The organism is Dyadobacter sp. (genome assembly GCF_017744695.1).
In the GTDB taxonomy this organism is placed as follows: domain Bacteria; phylum Bacteroidota; class Bacteroidia; order Cytophagales; family Spirosomataceae; genus Dyadobacter.
In genome coordinates, this window is record NZ_JAGIAS010000008.1 from 207,315 (window position 1) to 224,501 (window position 17,187).

Sequence of the window (17,187 nt, forward strand, 5' to 3'; positions counted from 1 at the left end):
CAAAACTCTGACCATATTTTAGACCAATGAATGTAGATCAATTAAAAAGCTATCGCGAGGAAATCCGCCAGCACTTGACGAAGGAGTTGCTCCCCTTCTGGGAAAATCGCGCAGTCGATAAGGAAAACGGTGGTTTCATCACCCATTTCGACAACGCAGGCAACGACTCGGGCGAGGATGAAAAGTCGCTGATTGCCCAGACGCGTACAGTTTACACTTTTTCCTCGGCGCATCGCGCGGGTTATGGCGAGGGCCGGTATGCCGAAATTGCCCGATACGGGGTGGATTTTCTGATCAACAAAATGTGGGACAATGAGTATGGCGGGTTTTACTGGCTGATGGACCGCAAAGGCAACGTCAAAATCGATGAAAAGATCGTCTACGGCCACAGCTTCGCGATTTACAGTTTGGCAGAATACACCCTGGCCACGGGCGATCCGCGTGGTTTGGAATATGCCGAAAAGGTTTTTGATTTATTACAAAAACACGGAGCGGACACCTACTACGGCGGCTACTTCGAAATGTTCCATCGCAACTGGGACCTGAAAGGCCCCGGCGCTGCGGGCGGCGACCGCAAAACGCTCGACGCCCATATGCACCTTATGGAGGCTTTTACTACATTATATGAAGCATCGGGCAAGCAGGTTCACCGCCGCAAGCTCATTGAAATTATCCGTTTGCTGATCAATAAGATCATGCACCCCCAATACAAAACAGGCATCCCGCAGTTCTGGGAGGACTGGACCGTGGCTCCGCAGATCAAGTTCGACATTATCTGGGGTTGGGACCGTTTCACCGAAGACGGTGTGAAGAGCGCAGCCGAAGACAACACCAGTTACGGCCACAATGTGGAATTCGCCTGGCTGCTCATGCATGCGCTCGACATCGCCGGCATTCCTTATGATGAATACCATGACCAATTGAAAGCATCCTATGACCACGCCGTCGAATATGGCATCGACTGGGAGTTCGGGGGCGTATACGTGGAAGGCTCGCACGCAGGCGAGGTGTACGACCGCGAGAAGGAATTCTGGCAGCAGGCCGAGGTCATTATCGGAATGCTCGATGCCTACCGGGTTTACGGCGATGAAAAGTACCTGAAAGCATACGATGCCACCCACCGGTTTGTATTTGATAAAATGATCCACCATTCGGTTGGCGAATGGTTACCGCTGCTTACGCGCCAGGGCGAACCCATCTGGAAACACATGAGCCATTCGTGGAAAGTCAACTACCACTCGGTACGCTCGATGGTACAGGGTATAGTCCGTTTGAATAAGCTGATTGGGTAATGTCAGTCAGGAGCGGAGTCGAAGACAATCCGTAAATCACGATGGACGTCATGCATTACCCTTCGACTACGCTCAGGGTGACAAGTCGCACCTTTTGGGGCGTTCCGTGTAATTTTTTGCTCAGTGATGAATGCCGAATACGCTACAAAGGCCGGATTTAGCAGTGGAATGGTTCTTTGAAATAATGCTGTACAAAGCGCTTGAAAGAGTGCCATTATCAAACCAAAAACCACATAATCATGAGCTCATTCACCCAACAAGTTAAAGGTAACTGGAACGAACTCAAAGGAAAGTTCAAGCAACAATACGCTGACTTGACCGACGACGACCTGCTTTATGAAGAAGGAAAAGAAGACGAACTTCTTGGAAAAATTCAGAAAAAGATCGGTAAAACCAGGGAAGAAGTAGAACGCGAAGTGAACAGCTGGTCAAACTAGATCTTAAAACAGGTCGATATAAGCCCCGGAATCATTGGTTCCGGGGCTTTTTTGTAGTAGCCAGCCATGCGGATGCGCTTTTAGCACTATATTACCTGCATCAAATCCTAAATCCGTTTTCTGAAATGAATCCAAATGAAATCCCTGTCGGCATTGTTGGTCTTGGTTTAATGGGTTGCAGCATCGTGACCTGCCTGCTCATTGCCGGCCACCCGGTAGCCGCCGTTGCCCCGGTTCCCGCCGACCTCGATCATGCCGAACGCCGGATTCGCGAGCATTTGCAAACGGCATGGCAGAACGGGATCATCGACAATGAACCGGAGTACTACTTACGGAAACTGATCATTACAGAAGATTATTCAGTACTCTATCCCTGCAAACTCGTCAACGAATGCACGATCGAAAACATCGATATTAAGCATGCGGTGTACCAAAAGATCGAGAAAGAGATTGCGCCTGACGCCCTGCTCACCAGCAACACCTCGGCTATACCGATCAGTCAGCTTCAAAAACTGACGCAGCATCCGTCGCGGTTCCTGGGCCTGCACTGGACAGAACCCGCGCACACGACCCGTTTCCTGGAAATCATCTGCGGCGACGAAACCGATATCCAAAATGGTGAATACCTGTACGAGCTTTCACATTTGTGGGGCAAAGAGCCTATTCTGGTACGGAAAGACATTGCAGGTTTCATCACCAACCGCCTCATGTACGCCATGTACCGCGAGGCCATCAGCCTCGTTGAAAATGGTTACGCGACCATCGAGGACGTCGACCGCTCGTGCCGCAACAATGCGGGCTACTTTATGACGCTCGTCGGGGTGTTCCGCTGGATGGACCTGACAGGCGTTCCTGCCTATCATACCGTCATGAAAAACCTGCTTCCTACCCTCAATAACAGCACCGAAGTGCCTGAGCTGATCGATAAAGTCGTTCGTGAAGGAGGCAAAGGCATACTCAATTCGCACGGCTTCTACGAATACGAGCCCGGCGAAGCGGAGGTGTGGGAAGAGACCTTCAAGGAATTCACCTACGACATTCGCGAGCTGGCGCTGAAATATCCGGGAGATATTGTGAAGCGGCGGCTGGCCGAGAAGCAGAACCAGGAATCCGCAGAAAACAGCTAGTCTACCCTCCCATCCTTCAAAAACACCGTCGTCCCGGAAATCCCATCCGTGTCCTTCAAATAAAAAAAGGCATACTTATACCCTTCTTTGGGAATCGGGTGAATGACCGTTTGGCTATCCTCGTGAATCGTTGCCGGGCTATGCTGCCAGACACGGTGCTCATTGTCGGAGGTGATGTCATTGGTGTAATAAAACTCGACGGAGGATAGCTGCTTGCCCGCAACCGGTTTCAGAATGGCTGTTAACTGGTTTTTATCCAGGCTAACGGCACTCACAGTCACGAATGGATGCGGGTTGCCGTTCAATGCGCCATCGAAAAAAGTACGGATTTCGGCAGGCGCCCAACCGTCCTTGTGGCTGTGCGGCATATCAGGAATGATGCACACCTGCTTGTTCTTGCTCAGTTCATACGTTTTAATGTACGGCCCCACATTATAATGCTTGTCCTTATTTCCGTTGATAAAAAACATCGACGGCCGGGAATAAGGCAGGTATGCCGATGGATCGAAGTACTTCATCCAGCGCGCTTTCGCTGCGGGCGACAATGCATTGAGGTTTTGTTTAAAAACATCGGATTCATCATAGAAACCGCAACCATAAACCGGTGCCGCGGCGATAAAGCGACTGTCGAGACTCGCCACCAGGCAGGTAAGGTAACCACCCCAGCTAATGCCCGTGACGCCCGTGCGAAGGGGATCGATTTCGGGAAAACTCAGTAGCAGAGAATGCGCTAAAATCGAGCTGGCCACCGCGTGGTAAGTCCACACATTTCTCAAATCGCCCTTTTCGATCTTCTGGAATTTATTTTCAGCGGATTGCTCCGGCCCCGGTCGTTCCACTTTCTGTCCGTCCGCTCCGTTGCCCGACAAGTCCATGGCAATAGCCGCATAGCCCTCATTCGCCCATTTTTCCACCCATTCGCGGAATGCCTTCCCGCCGCCCCCGTGGATTAATACCAAGCCGGGAAACTTCTGTTTCGTCGCAGGTCGCCCGGCGATCATGTCGGGATTGGAATAGTACGCAAATACTTCCGTCGGTTTACCTTCGAAGTCGACGCTCTTGTATAGCAGCGACCGCACGGTACTGGTGTCGTCAAGCCACCGCGATTGCGGGGCCTTGCTGAGCTCGTTGAGGTCCCACAACAGGTTTTCAACTTGGATGTGCCGGGCATCTATCAACCACGGTTGTTGGAATTGCGCTTCGGCCCCGCCGGTCAGCAATAGCAGTATGGCAATGATTTTTTTCACCGTGTTCATGGTTGTTTTGAACGCTTGGAACATTTTGATAAAAAAAGGCCGGAAGCCCGATCATTTTAGCGCAAATGATGGTTCTTCTAAAAAGTCTTGACTAGTTTTGAAATACCCTTTGGCAGCTGTTCCTAACCCGGAAAAAGGTATTTTTTCAGTAAATCTATTCCCATGAACGACTTCATAGCCGCCAGATCCCAAATGGCCCTTTCCCTGGGCTTTCACATCATATTTTCCTGCATCGGAATGGTCATGCCGTTTTTTATGGCCGTTGCCCATTATTACTATCTCAAAACCGGCCAGACCGTTTATAAAAACGTTACGAAAGCTTGGAGCAAGGGAGTGGCCATTTTCTTCGCAACCGGCGCGGTGTCGGGTACGGTACTGTCGTTTGAGCTCGGGCTTTTGTGGCCGGAGTTTATGAAACATGCCGGGCCGATTTTCGGAATGCCGTTTTCCCTCGAAGGAACGGCATTTTTTATTGAAGCGATCGCGCTGGGCTTCTTTCTTTATGGTTGGGACCGGTTCAATCCCTGGTTTCATTGGTTCACGGGCGTGGTCGTGGGCGTGAGCGGGCTCGCGTCGGGCATACTTGTGGTCGCGGCTAATGCGTGGATGAACAGCCCGGCGGGTTTTGAACATATCAATGGACAATACCTTAATATCGACCCCATTGCCGCGATGTTCAACGAAGCCTGGTTCTCGCAGGCCTTACACATGACGATCGCCGCATTCGCCGCAACAGGCTTCGCGGTCGCGGGAGTACACGCGCTCATGATCCTGCGCGGGAGCAACGTGCTTTTCCATACCAAATCGTTCACGATCGCGGCCGTGTTCGGCTGCGCGGCGGCGCTCGTGCAGCCATTGAGCGGCGATATTTCCGCCAAAGATGTGGCGATCAGGCAACCTGCAAAACTGGCTGCTATGGAAGCCCACTTTCATACCGAAAAATCAGCATCACTGATTGTGGGAGGGATTCCCAACGAAGCAGAAAAAAAGGTCGACTTTGCGATCAAGCTACCAGGCTTCCTGAGCTTTTTGGCGCACGGCGATTTCAAGGCCGAAGTAACAGGCCTCGACCGCATTCCGGAAGAAAATCATCCGCCCGTCGCAGTAACCCATTACGCCTTCCAGATCATGATCGGGATGGGTATGGCGATGATGCTGGTGTCGGTGCTCTATTTTGCGGCACTATGGAAAAAACGAAAATGGTTGCAGGAGCCGTGGCTTTTGAAGCTGTTCGCCCTAGCGACACCGCTTGGTTTTATAGCCGTTGAAGCCGGTTGGACCGTTACCGAGGTCGGCCGCCAACCGTGGATCATCTACGGCATCATGCGCACCGCCGACGCGGTCACCCCCATGCCCGGCATCGCCTATTCATTTTATCTTTTCACAGCCATTTACGTCTCATTGGCAGCATTTGTAGTGTTTATGCTCTACCGGCAGATCCGGATGGTTGGGAAGTTGTACGATTTGTAATCAGTGAATGAGTGAATGACTGAATAAATTAAGTCGGAAGTAGTCATGAAGTTGTAGAGTTCGTCACAAAAACATTGACTATACCCGACCCTCATTCACTTTCACTCGTTAACTGACTCATTCCCCGTTCCACGGCAGCTCATTCAATCATTCAATCATTCACTCATTCAAAACTAAAAATGCTCTACATCGTCATCACATACCTCTGGGCGTCTATCCTGTTGTACCTGCTGCTGGGCGGGGCGGATTTTGGCGCGGGGATCATTGAGCTTTTTACCTCTCAGAAAAACAAGCAGATTACCCGCAAAACGTTGTACTCGGCCATCGGGCCTATCTGGGAAGCCAACCATATGTGGCTGATTATCGCGATTGTGATCCTGTTCGTCGGCTTTCCGGTAATCTATTCCACCATGTCGGTGAACCTGCATATTCCGCTCACCATCATGCTGATAGGCATTATCGCCCGCGGGACGGCGTTCACGTTCAGGCACTACGATGCGGTTGTAGATGATATGCAGCATCTCTACAATACCATTTTTGCCATTTCCAGCTTCACTACGCCGCTTTTTTTGGGGATCATTGCAGGAAGCGCGGTGTCGGGACATATCGATCCGCAAGCCGGTTCTTTTGTCGATGCCTACATTTTCAGCTGGCTGCATTGGTTTGCGGTCACGGTCGGATTGTTTACAGTATCGATTTGCGGATTTCTGGCATCCGTTTACCTGATCGGAGAAACCAATATAGAGCACGAGCGGCTGCGGTTTGCGCACAAAGCGCAGTTTTTCAATATCGCCGCCGTCATCTGCGGCGCACTGGTATTTATCGCCGCATGGTTTGAACATATCCCGCTGTTCGACTGGGTGTTCGGCAACTGGATCGGACGCATTGCCATCCTTTCTGCTACGCTCTCGCTCGTTTGGATGTGGACGCTGTTATATCAGGGCAAAATCAGCCTGTTGCGACCGCTGGCTGGATTTCAGGTAACAATGATCCTGCTAACGACGACTTTCAGGCATTTCCCCAATATCGTCATTCTGAAAGGGGGTGGCTATTTGTCGCTTACCGAGCATGCCGGACAGGAGAAAACGATAGAGGCACTTGCCTGGGCACTGTTGCTGGGCAGCCTCCTGATCCTGCCAGCGCTTTTCTACCTGATTTACAGCTTTCAGAAAAAACCGGTCGGTTACGAGGGACAGCTGCATTAGAACCCTGTTCAAAATCTTGTAAAATCAGGTTGGTTTGGGGCTGCCGTTCCTTTCAATAACCGTTTGGTACCATACGGACATTGGAATAAGCTGGGTTGTGCCCGTTATCATACTTTGTGAAAAAATCGCAGCCGGGTAAGCTGCATTCACAAGGTATTTTAACACTATACCCACTATGATAAAAGCGCTGATCATCGACGACGAGCCCAGAGCCCGCAATGTTTTGCACCAGCTTATCATCAGTTTCGTACCCGAAATCACGGAGGTACGGACTGCCGCATCCGTGGAAGAGGCCAAGGGCGTGCTGGAATTCTATCAGCCCAACCTGGTTTTCCTCGACGTGGAGATGCCCCACCAGAACGGGTTCGACTTTTTGCAGCTCCCCAACAACCCCGATTTCGACGTCATCTTCATTACAGCCCACAACCAGTACGCCATCCAGGCGATCCGTTTCAGCGCGCTGGACTATCTGCTGAAACCCATTAGTCCGGAAGACCTGAAAGAAGCGGTAAAGCGGCACCAGACCAAGAGCGAAAGCTCCCGGCAGCGCAAAATGCTGTTCGAAAACCTGGCCGCCAATATCGACAAACGGGATGTCAAGGATTTCAGGCTGGCGGTACCTTCGAGCGAAGGCGTTTTCTTTTTTTTGGTCCATGAAATACTCCGTCTGGAAGCCGACCGGAACTACACGATCATCCACCTGATCAACAAAAGGCCATTCATTGCGAGCAAAACGCTGAAACATTTCGAGGATATGCTCGCCAAATTCCGTTTCATCCGGACCCATAAGTCCCACCTGGTCAACCTCGACCATATTATCCGGATCAGCAATAACAACGAGTTCATCATACTCTCGGATGGCTCACGCATCGAGGTCTCACGCAGGAAAAAGGACGAAGTTCAGCGGCAGCTTAACATCTGAAATCCAGTCTTTGCAAAACAATGTATCGGAATATTTATGGGGCAAAGAAGCATTTCCCCCTAAAAAAATATAATTCCTTTGCATTGTTTTGTTTTACTTTACAGCCGTTCCTGCATCTATTAATTTTTAACCTTTATGACCGATCGTAAGACGCGGCTGGCTGTCATCCTCATCACGTCACTGTTTTTCCTCTGGGGTTTTGCCCTCAATCTCAACCCGATCCTGATTCCGCATTTAAAAAAAGCCTGTCAACTCAGCGACTTTCAATCGGCGCTGATCGACTCCGCTTCCTACATTGCCTACTTTCTGATCGCATTACCCGCCGGGCTTTTCATGAAAAAGTATGGGTATAAGGCAGGTATCGCTTTTGGATTGCTGCTCTTTGCCACCGGCTCATTTCTTTTTTATCCTGCTGCCGAAATGCGGCATTTCGGATTCTTCCTGTTCGCATTGTTTGTGATCGCCAGCGGGTTAACCATGCTCGAAACGGCGGCGAATCCTTACATTACCGTATTGGGCGACGCCGATTCCGCTACACAGCGGCTCAATTTCGCCCAGTCCTTCAACGGCCTGGCGGCATTTCTGGCGCCATTAATGGGCGGCAAATTCATCCTTTCCGGGAAAACGCTCAGCGAGGCTGAACACCAGGCTATGTCCCCCGACCAACTGAATGCCTATCTGAACGAAGAAGCATCGTCGGTACAAATTCCGTTTATACTAATAGGACTGGTCGTACTGTTCGTGGCGGTAATGATCTGGCGGACTTCGCTGCCTGAAATCAAGGAGGAGGAAGAAGTAGAACAAAAGCCGAGCGGCTCGATCTGGGGCGAAAAAAACCTGATCCTTGGAACCACAGCGCAGTTCTTTTATGTAGGTGCGCAGGTTTGTATCAGCAGCTTCTTTATCCGTTTCGCTGATCATGTAGCCGGTATCGATGAAAAAACGGCTGCGTACCTGCTCTCCGGCGCACTGCTGGCATTCATGATAGGCCGGTTTATCGGTACTTACCTGATGCGTTTTGTAGCGCCGCCTCGCCTGCTGGCCATTTACAGTGTTGCCAATATCGTTTTACTCATTATAGCAGTACTCACCGACGGCATGTTCTCGGTTTACGCGCTGGTGGGTGTCGAATTCTTCATGTCGATCATGTTCCCGACCATCTTCGCATTGAGCATCCGCGGATTGGGTGAAAAAACCAAGATCGGGTCTTCGCTGGTGATCATGTCGATCGTGGGCGGCGCGTTTTTCCCGGTAATTATGGGACAAGTGTCGGATATTTCGTCCATTCAAACAGCCTACATAGTCCCTGCGGTGTGTTTTCTGGTAGTACTATACTTCGCGATCCGTAACAGCTCTGTGAAGAGCGTGACGCTGAGCACTTCGCACTAACAACTAAGCAATTCATTTATAAGTTTTTATATTAATCATAATGGATTTAAAACTTCAAAACAAGGTGGTCATCGTGACCGGCGGGGCCAAAGGTATTGGCGAGGGCATTGTACAAGTGCTGGCGTCCGAAGGCGCGATTCCCGTGATCGTCGGCAGAAACGCGGAAGACAACCAGAAGGTCGTCGACGCACTGGCGGCGGCAGGTAAAGAGTCTTTTCAGATTGCAGCAGAGCTCACTCAGCCTGAGGCATCCGAAAAAGCGGTTAATGCGGTTCTGGAAAAATATGGACGGATCGACGGCCTGGTCAATAATGCGGGTGTAAATGATGGTGTGGGCCTTGAAAACGGCACTTATGACGGATTCATAGCTTCCTTGCACAAAAACGTCGTGCATTACTACCTGATGGCGCATTATGCATTGCCTGCTTTGAAAGCATCCAAAGGCTCCATCGTAAATATCAGTTCCAAAACTGCGGACACGGGCCAGGGCGGAACGTCTGCCTATGCCGCTTCCAACGGAGGGCGTAATGCGTTGACGCGCGAATGGGCGGTGGAACTACTCAAATACGGCATCCGCGTAAACTCGGTGATCGTAGCAGAATGCTGGACGCCGCTTTACGAAAAATGGATCGAAACACTGCCTAATCCAAAGGAAAAACTGGCGTCGATTACGGCGAATATCCCCTTGGGAAACCGCATGACAACCGCGGAAGAAATCGCGAACATGACCGTTTTCCTGCTTTCGGAAAGATCCAGCCATACTACGGGACAGCTCATTTACGTCGACGGCGGCTACGTCCACCTCGATCGCGCGCTGGCCAATTCCTGATCACGATCCATGGAAATACTCGTTTGTACCACGCCCGGCTCGTTCTCTTACGAACAAGCCGAGGCGCCGGTGGCCACGCCGGGGCACACCCTATTGAAAATCAAAAGAATAGGCATTTGCGGAACCGACTTGCACGCCTATGAGGGTACTCAGCCATTCTTTAACTACCCCAGAATACTCGGCCACGAGCTGGCCGGAGAGATCGTGGAAACCGATGCGCCGGGTTTTGCAAAAGGCGAAGCGGTAACATTTGTCCCCTACTTCAACTGCGGTAAATGCGTTGCATGCCGGAATGGCAAGCCAAACTGCTGCACGAGCCTGAAAGTGTCGGGCGTGCATATCGACGGCGGTATGGTGGAATACCTCTCCGTGCCCTCCTATTCGCTGGTGCATGGCGACGGCCTGAGCTTCGATGAGCTTGCACTCGTGGAGCCGCTCGCCATAGGCGCGCATGGCGTGCGCCGCGCAGATGTGCGTAAGGACGAGTTTGTACTTGTGGTCGGCGCGGGACCTATTGGTTTGGGGACGATGGAATTTGCCCGCATTGCCGGCGGAAGTGTAATCGCCCTGGATATCAACGACCAGCGTCTTGCATTCTGCCGGGAGCGCATTGACGTGCAGCATACCATCAATGGCCTCCATGAAAATGTGGCCGAACGCCTGGCCGAAATCACCAGCGGCGATATGCCCACCGTGGTCATCGACGCTACCGGCAACTTACGGGCGATCAACACCGCGTTCGCTTACCTGGCTCATGGAGGCAGATATGTGCTCGTAGGCCTCCAAAAAGGCGAAATCGCATTCAGCCACCCCGAATTTCACAAGCGGGAAGCGACATTAATGAGCAGCCGCAACGCTACCCGCGCCGATTTCGAGCATGTGATCCATAGCATGAAAAACGGTTTGGTCGACCCGAAAACATACATCACCCACCGCGTTGTATTCAGGCAAGTGAAGGATGAATTCGAAGGCTGGCTCGACCCGGCAAACGGGGTGATCAAGGCGATGGTTGAGATGGATTAGCCGGAGCCGGTCAGGGCTTGTCAGGATTGGTCATTTGTTGTTAGCTGTATATTCGGCGGTCTGTTTTGTCAGTTCGTTTTTTTATAGTTCACAATGGCCCAGCTGTTTAGAATCAGAGCCATTAATGACACTATTCCAACATGCGGCAATACGTCGGCAAAGTTGCTGCCTTTGAGAATAACCATCCGCATTACCTCGATCATGTAACGCACCGGATTGACGCGCGTGATCAGTTTTGCCCATTCGGGCATGCTGTCGATCGAAGTGAACAGGCCACCGAGCAATATGAACAGCATCATGAAAAAGAACATGATGAACATGGCCTGCTGCTGGGTGTCACAAAACGTCGATACCAGCAGGCCAAAGCCCAGAACAGCCAGTAAGTACACCGAAATAAAGGCGTAGAGCGTCAGCAAACTGCCTACCGGGACGATCCCGTACACAAACCGCGCCACCAGCAGGCCGATCGTGAAGACGATATTGGCCAAAACCCAGAAAGGGATCAGTTTTCCCAATATAAAAATGTGCTTCTTGATCGGCGTTACGTTGATCTGCTCGATCGTCCCGATTTCCTTTTCCCGTACGATATTCAATGCCGACAGAAATCCGCCAACCATTGTTACCAAAATCGCAAGTATCCCCGGGACGATAAATACCTTGTAATTCAACACAGGGTTAAACCAGTTGGAGGTTACCACGTCGATTACCGGGAACTGGCTGAACCTCGGTGGTGTGACCAGCTGCATCCGGATATCCGCATTGAAATCGCCGATGATACTTCCCAGATAGGAACCACCCAGGCTCGCCTTCGTACCATTGATCGCGTTCACGGCAACAAAGAGCTTTTCGTGATCCTCCCGGATCAGGTTTCTTTCAAAATCGTGGGGAATTTCCAGTATCAGGTCCGCCTTATCCGACTCTATCAGTTTAAATGCCTCATTGAATGACGCGCTATAACCGGCAAGCCGGAAGTAGCCGGATGCAATGATTTTGGAAATCAGTTTTTGAGAATAGGGAGATTTATCATGATCGACCACCGACAAATTGATATTCCTGACCTCATAGTCGGCAGCAAGCGGCATTAATATCAGCTGCACCATCGGCATGAAAAAGATCATCGCCACGATAGATTTGTCCCTGAAAATCTGCCGGAATTCTTTGCGTAATAAAAATCGTAGTGTCCTCATTGCAAACGGATTTTAAAGCTTTTCAAACTCACCAGCAGCAGAAATACAGTCATCCCGAACAAAATCAGGGTTTCCTTCCAGAGCGAAGCCAATCCTAACCCCTTAATCATGATCGATTTGACGATAATGTAAAACCATTTGGAAGGCACGATGTTGGAAATCACCTGCAAGGGCAGCGGCATGTTCTCGATCGGAAACAGAAAACCGCTGAATATCATCGTCGGCAACAGCATGCCCATCAGTGAAATGAGCATCGCAATCTGCTGTGAGGAGGTTTTAATGGAGATGAAAATACCCAGCGCCAGACAAGTGATGATAAACAAGGTGCTTTCCGCGAACAGCAGCACCACACTTCCTTTTACGGGCAAATCCAGTACAAAAACGCTCAGCAACAATATCGCCGTCACATTGATCAGCGACAATGCGAGGTATGGAAATGCTTTCGCAAATATCACCAGCACCGGTTTGAATGGCGATACGAGCAGAATTTCCATCGTTCCGGTTTCTTTTTCGCGAACGATGGAGATAGCCGTCATCATCACCGAAACCAAGAGTAACACCAGTGCCATCACGCCCGGCACAAAACCGTGAGCACCTTTGAGCTGCGGATTATAGAGCATGCGTACCTCGGGTGTAATGCGGTAAGGGATTTGCAGGTTCTGGTTGACCTCATTCTGGTAATCCATGATGATCGACGACAGGTAGTTCGTGATCATACTCGCCGTGTTCACATCGCTGGCATCGGTAATAAGCTGGATCTGGGCCTTGTTATGATGCAGCAAATCTTCATTGAAATTGGCCGGGAACACTACCACAGCCTTGATTTTACCTTTCTGAAACGTACCCAGTATTTCCTTATGGCTTAATGCAGCCTGCCGGATGTTGAAATACCTGCTCGATCCGATCTTCGTAAGCAGCTCCTGCGAAGCATTATCCTTGGCATAGTCCACGACCAGGATTTCAGAATCCTTCACCTCGTTGGTCAATGCAAAACCGAAGATTAATATCTGCGCGATGGGCATTCCAAACAGGATCAGCAACGTGCGGCGGTCGCGGAGTACGTGGTAAAATTCCTTTCTGACAAATGCGAGAAATTGTTTCATGGCTAATCCCCTCTTTTGGCGCCTCGCGCGAGTTGGTAAAACACCTCGTCCATCGACCGTGCGTGAAAGCCGTTTTTCAGGTTTGTCGGCGTGTCGAGCACTTCCATTCGGCCATCCACCATAATGGATATACGATTGCAATACTCTGCCTCGTCCATATAATGTGTGGTCACGAAAACGGTGATACCACTGTCCGCCGCTTCGTAGATCATGTCCCAGAACTGCCGGCGGGTCACCGGGTCTACACCACCCGTGGGCTCGTCGAGAAACACGATTTTAGGCTCGTGCAGCACTGCAACCGAAAACGACAACTTCTGTTTCCAACCCAGCGGCAGCGAAGCAACCAGCTTGTTAGCTTCGGATTTTAATCCTAGCCTGTGGAGCAATTCATCTGTTTTCGATTGAATGCGCTCGTCGGAAAGGCCATAAATGCCGCCAAAGAACTCGATGTTTTCCAGCACCGTCAGGTTTTCATAAAGCGAAAACTTCTGGCTCATGTAGCCGATATTCTTCTTGATTTGCTCCGTTTGGGTATATACATCATAACCCGCAATGGTCGCCTTACCCGAGCTGGGGGCGGAAAGACCGCACAACATGCGCATAGCGGTGGTTTTACCCGCGCCATTTGCACCCAGGAAGCCGAAAATCTCTCCTTTATGTACGTCGAATGTAATTTCGTTGGTAGCCACAAAGTCGCCGAACCGCTTGGTAAGCTTCTCGCAGACTATCACTTTGTCGTTCTGCATCATGGCGGTTTTAGTGTAATAATTTGATAAATGAATCCTCGATCGTCACCTTCGCTTCCCTCACTTCCACACCCGTGAGCCCCTGCCCGCGCAGGAACGCCTGCAACGCATGCGTATCCGCATGAGCCTCACGCAGCGTCGCGTGCGCGTACTCGCCGAAAGCGTAGCTGTTCAGAATGCCGGGATGATTTTCCAGGGTTTTCAGGAGCTTGTACATTTCATTGGCTTTAATAGCCAGCAGCCGGTCGGGATAAGCCCCCACGATATTCTGCGGCGTGTCAATGGACAATATTTTGCCGCCCTGGATCAAGGCAATACGGTCGCAAAGCGAGGCCTCGTCCATATAAGGTGTCGAAACGAGGATGGTAATGTTCTGTTCTTTCAATCTTCTGAGCATTTCCCAGAACTCTTTCCGCGAAACCGGGTCTACGCCAGTGGTGGGCTCATCCAAAAACAAGGTGGTCGGTTTGTGGATCAATGCGCAGCACAATGCGAGTTTCTGCTTCATTCCGCCGGACAGCTTTCCCGCACGCCGGTTTTTGAATGGCTCTATCTGGACGTAAATGTCTTTGATCAAATGGTAGTTCTCCTCGATCGTCGTACCGAAAACGGTGGCGAAAAAATGCAGGTTTTCTTCGATGGTAAGGTCCTGATAGAGCGAAAATTTACCGGGCATGTATCCTACCGAACTGCGTATTTGCCTGAAATCCTTCACAATATCATGTCCGTCGACACTCGCAGAGCCGCTATCCGGCAGCAGCAGCGTGGTCAGCATACGGAAAATGCTCGTCTTCCCCGCCCCATCGGGTCCTATGAGCCCGAAAAGCTCACCCTGGTCCACAGAAAACGACACGGTATCCACCGCAACGGTCTTTTCCTTCCCGTAAGTTTTGATCAGGTCCTTGACAACAACCGCTTCCATTATTTCAATGCCACTTCTCCGTACATCCCTATTTTCAGGTACCCGTCATTCTTCACGCGGATTTTCACTGCGTAAACCAGATTGGCCCGTTCATCCTTTGTCTGAATGGTTTTAGGGGTAAATTCCGCCTTATTGCTGATCCATTCTATTGTTCCGGGCAACGAGCGGTATTGACCACCGGTGCTGTCTACAAGCACTTTCACCTGCTGATTCAGCTTGATTTCCGTCAGTTGATCGCCCGTCACATATGCGCGCAGGATGATCGTCGAAAGATCTGCGATTTTGTACAGTGGCTTGCCGGCTGCCGCTACTTCGTTGGCTTCGGCATATTTGGTAAGCACAGTACCGTTCACTTCGTTAACAATCTTTGACTTCGAAATCTGGTCATTAATCTGCTCGATCTGAACAATCAACGGCTGTACATCCGCCCGTAAGCCGGAAGTTTGGGTTTTCAAAACCGAGGTTTGCGCGGCATCCTGCTTACGGATCACATCCAGTTGCTTTTGCAATTCCTCTACCTGCGCACTGATGTCGTCGAGCTGCTTCGGCGTAGCGGCGTCGGCTTTCAGCAGGTTTTGAATGCGTTTCTGCTCATGAAACAGATTATCGAGGCGCACTTGCGAAACGGCGATCTGCTGTTTGTAAACGTTGGTCTGCGCTACAATATCGGGCACCCGGCTACCGGTGGCCCTGATCTGCGCTTCGAGCTGCTTTTTGCGCAGCGATAATTGCAAACTATCGATGTAGCCCACCGTCTGCCCGGCTTTCAGCTGCTGGCCTTCTTCCAGGTCCAGCGCCATAATGCGGCCCGTTGCCTCGGCGGACACGATCGTTTCCACCGCTTCAAAAGTGCCGGAAGCGTCGTAAAGGTTCTCTTTTCCATTGCAGGCCGCCATTGCCGCAGCCAATATGATCAGACAAGAATATGTTTTCATGTTGTGCTCGTTTTTATATGCTTATTCAAAATTGGTCCCCAGCGTGTTATCGAGGCTATACTGTGCCATCAGCAGTTGAATGCCGTGCAGGATCCTGTTCAGCCGCGCCTGGTCTTCGGCGTTCACCTCGCGCAGGAAGTCATTGGTATTGATCACGCCGTTTTCCAGTTGGGCTGCGGCAGTGGTCTTGATGCTCTCGCGGAGGATAATAATCTCGTCGTCGGTCGCCAGCAGCTGGTTGAAACGGTCGAGTTCCGCATTTTGCTGTTTGGCCACCAGATTCGTATTGAAAAGAAATGTCTCTTTTTGAAGCTGAATGGCATCCCGGTTGTTGCGGATCAGCTCGCGGTCCTTCTTAATGGTGTACAACCCCGAGAGCGACCAGTTCAGCCGCAGCCCGGTGATGTAATACGGATCGAAGCCATTGCTCAGGATGTTCAATGCCGGCCTGCCATAACCTCCCTGGAAAAAGAAGTTCAGTTTGGGGCGGTTGCGGACATCCAGCAGCTGTGCCTGCACGTCCAGGCTGCGGTTCTGGGCATCGTACAATCTGAGTTCCGGGCGGTTAATGCCACTTCCCGCCGCCAGATTCGCAGGTTTTTCCAGCACCGCCGAATCTCCCAGCGGCTGCGCCGTCAGCATTTCGAGCATTTCCAGGTATGCTTTCCGGCTCGCATTCAGATCGATCGTACGCTGGTCGGCTTTCAGTAATTCTGCTTTAAGCGTATTTGCATTGCTTTTAAATGCGGTCCCATTGTCGATGAGCGCCTGTACCTTGCGAATACCCAGATTGATATCTTTTTTCAGTAAATCGTTCTGTTTGAGCTGCTCGTCGAACATTAATACCCCGAAAAACAACTGATTCACCCGTTCGTTGAGCTTATACAATTCGATTTCCAGCTTTTGCGATTCCACCTGCGCATTCGCTTCGTGCGATCGCACCTGCGTACGGACGTTGCCGCCATCGTAAATCGTCTGGTTTACTTCGCCATACACCTTATACTGATCCTTGCTAATACTCGGAAACTCGACGGCCGGGATCGAAACCGGCAGCTTAAACTCCGTCACGGCCGACTGATATGTGGCCTGCCCCTGCACCGTAAGCTGCGGCAAATAACCTTTCGCCGCATTGCTTACCGAATAGTCACGCGTCTTTTCGATCAGCACCTGTTGCCTGATCATCGGGTAATTTTTCCGGGCAAGCTGGTAAGCTTCCCGGATCGTCAGCGGTTTGTTCTGAGCCTGCAAATGCATGGCTATCAGCGCCAAACCACCGATTATGAGTATTGTTTTCAATCCATTAATCATTTTATTTATTCGATTTATTTAATCATTTGATTAATT

General features: G+C 50.7%; 16 protein-coding genes. 9 read left to right on the forward strand and 7 right to left on the reverse strand.

Annotated elements, in window-relative coordinates:
- Positions 1–26: 26 nt before the first annotated feature.
- From J7619_RS26060 to J7619_RS26070, 3 genes are all read left to right on the forward strand, one after another.
- Positions 27–1,292, forward strand: coding sequence for an AGE family epimerase/isomerase (locus J7619_RS26060; RefSeq protein WP_291205896.1), 1,266 nt, complete (start codon positions 27–29; stop codon positions 1,290–1,292).
- A gap of 239 nt (positions 1,293–1,531) precedes the next feature.
- A complete protein-coding gene (locus tag J7619_RS26065; protein ID WP_106599251.1) occupies positions 1,532–1,729 on the forward strand; it encodes a CsbD family protein in 198 nt (65 codons plus the stop codon).
- Positions 1,730–1,854: 125 nt separating this feature from the next.
- Complete coding sequence (locus tag J7619_RS26070; protein WP_291205903.1) at positions 1,855–2,856, forward strand: 3-hydroxyacyl-CoA dehydrogenase family protein; 1,002 nt, start codon at positions 1,855–1,857, stop codon at positions 2,854–2,856.
- Here J7619_RS26070 and J7619_RS26075 read toward each other — a convergent pair.
- A complete protein-coding gene (locus tag J7619_RS26075; RefSeq protein WP_291205906.1) occupies positions 2,853–4,103 on the reverse strand; it encodes a S9 family peptidase in 1,251 nt (416 codons plus the stop codon). The two genes, J7619_RS26070 and J7619_RS26075, sit on opposite strands and share 4 nt — an antisense overlap.
- Before the next feature lie 171 nt (positions 4,104–4,274).
- On the opposite strand from J7619_RS26075, the gene J7619_RS26080 reads away from it, so the two are divergent.
- The 6 genes from J7619_RS26080 to J7619_RS26105 all read left to right on the forward strand — a co-directional run bounded on the left by J7619_RS26080 (position 4,275) and on the right by J7619_RS26105 (position 10,950).
- Entirely contained in the window at positions 4,275–5,582 is a 1,308-nt protein-coding gene (locus J7619_RS26080; protein WP_291205909.1) for a cytochrome ubiquinol oxidase subunit I, read from the forward strand.
- Between the two features lie 179 nt (positions 5,583–5,761).
- Positions 5,762–6,787, forward strand: coding sequence for a cytochrome d ubiquinol oxidase subunit II (locus J7619_RS26085; protein ID WP_291205912.1), 1,026 nt, complete (start codon positions 5,762–5,764; stop codon positions 6,785–6,787).
- A gap of 175 nt (positions 6,788–6,962) precedes the next feature.
- Positions 6,963–7,709: a LytTR family DNA-binding domain-containing protein gene (locus tag J7619_RS26090; protein WP_291205915.1), complete on the forward strand. Its 747-nt coding sequence runs from the start codon at positions 6,963–6,965 to the stop codon at positions 7,707–7,709.
- A 135-nt stretch (positions 7,710–7,844) separates the two neighbouring features.
- Entirely contained in the window at positions 7,845–9,098 is a 1,254-nt protein-coding gene (fucP, locus tag J7619_RS26095; RefSeq protein ID WP_291205918.1) for an L-fucose:H+ symporter permease, read from the forward strand.
- A gap of 40 nt (positions 9,099–9,138) precedes the next feature.
- The gene (locus J7619_RS26100) at positions 9,139–9,927 is read left to right on the forward strand and encodes an SDR family oxidoreductase (RefSeq protein WP_291205921.1); all 789 of its coding nucleotides are present in this window, start codon (positions 9,139–9,141) and stop codon (positions 9,925–9,927) included.
- Between the two features lie 9 nt (positions 9,928–9,936).
- Positions 9,937–10,950 (forward strand): zinc-binding alcohol dehydrogenase family protein, encoded by a 1,014-nt coding sequence (locus tag J7619_RS26105; RefSeq protein WP_291205924.1) that lies wholly within the window; start codon positions 9,937–9,939, stop codon positions 10,948–10,950.
- Between the two features lie 68 nt (positions 10,951–11,018).
- Here J7619_RS26105 and J7619_RS26110 read toward each other — a convergent pair whose 3' ends face one another.
- Genes J7619_RS26110 through J7619_RS26135 form a run of 6 tightly spaced genes read right to left on the reverse strand, consistent with a single transcriptional unit; the run spans position 11,019 to position 17,139 of the window.
- Positions 11,019–12,137, reverse strand: coding sequence for an ABC transporter permease (locus tag J7619_RS26110; protein ID WP_291205927.1), 1,119 nt, complete (start codon positions 12,135–12,137; stop codon positions 11,019–11,021).
- Positions 12,134–13,240, reverse strand: a complete 1,107-nt coding sequence (locus tag J7619_RS26115; RefSeq protein WP_291205929.1) for an ABC transporter permease — start codon at positions 13,238–13,240, stop codon at positions 12,134–12,136. Before J7619_RS26115 ends, J7619_RS26110 begins: the two co-directional genes overlap by 4 nt.
- Positions 13,241–13,242: 2 nt before the next feature.
- Complete coding sequence (locus J7619_RS26120) at positions 13,243–13,989, reverse strand: ABC transporter ATP-binding protein (protein ID WP_291205932.1); 747 nt, start codon at positions 13,987–13,989, stop codon at positions 13,243–13,245.
- A gap of 7 nt (positions 13,990–13,996) precedes the next feature.
- Positions 13,997–14,908 carry an ABC transporter ATP-binding protein gene (locus J7619_RS26125; protein ID WP_291205935.1) on the reverse strand — a complete coding sequence of 304 codons (912 nt, stop codon included), beginning with the start codon at positions 14,906–14,908 and terminating at the stop codon, positions 13,997–13,999.
- Positions 14,908–15,843, reverse strand: a complete 936-nt coding sequence (locus tag J7619_RS26130) for an HlyD family secretion protein (protein WP_291205938.1) — start codon at positions 15,841–15,843, stop codon at positions 14,908–14,910. Before J7619_RS26130 ends, J7619_RS26125 begins: the two co-directional genes overlap by 1 nt.
- Positions 15,844–15,864: 21 nt before the next feature.
- The gene (locus J7619_RS26135; RefSeq protein WP_291205941.1) at positions 15,865–17,139 is read right to left on the reverse strand and encodes a TolC family protein; all 1,275 of its coding nucleotides are present in this window, start codon (positions 17,137–17,139) and stop codon (positions 15,865–15,867) included.
- Positions 17,140–17,187: the final 48 nt, after the last annotated feature.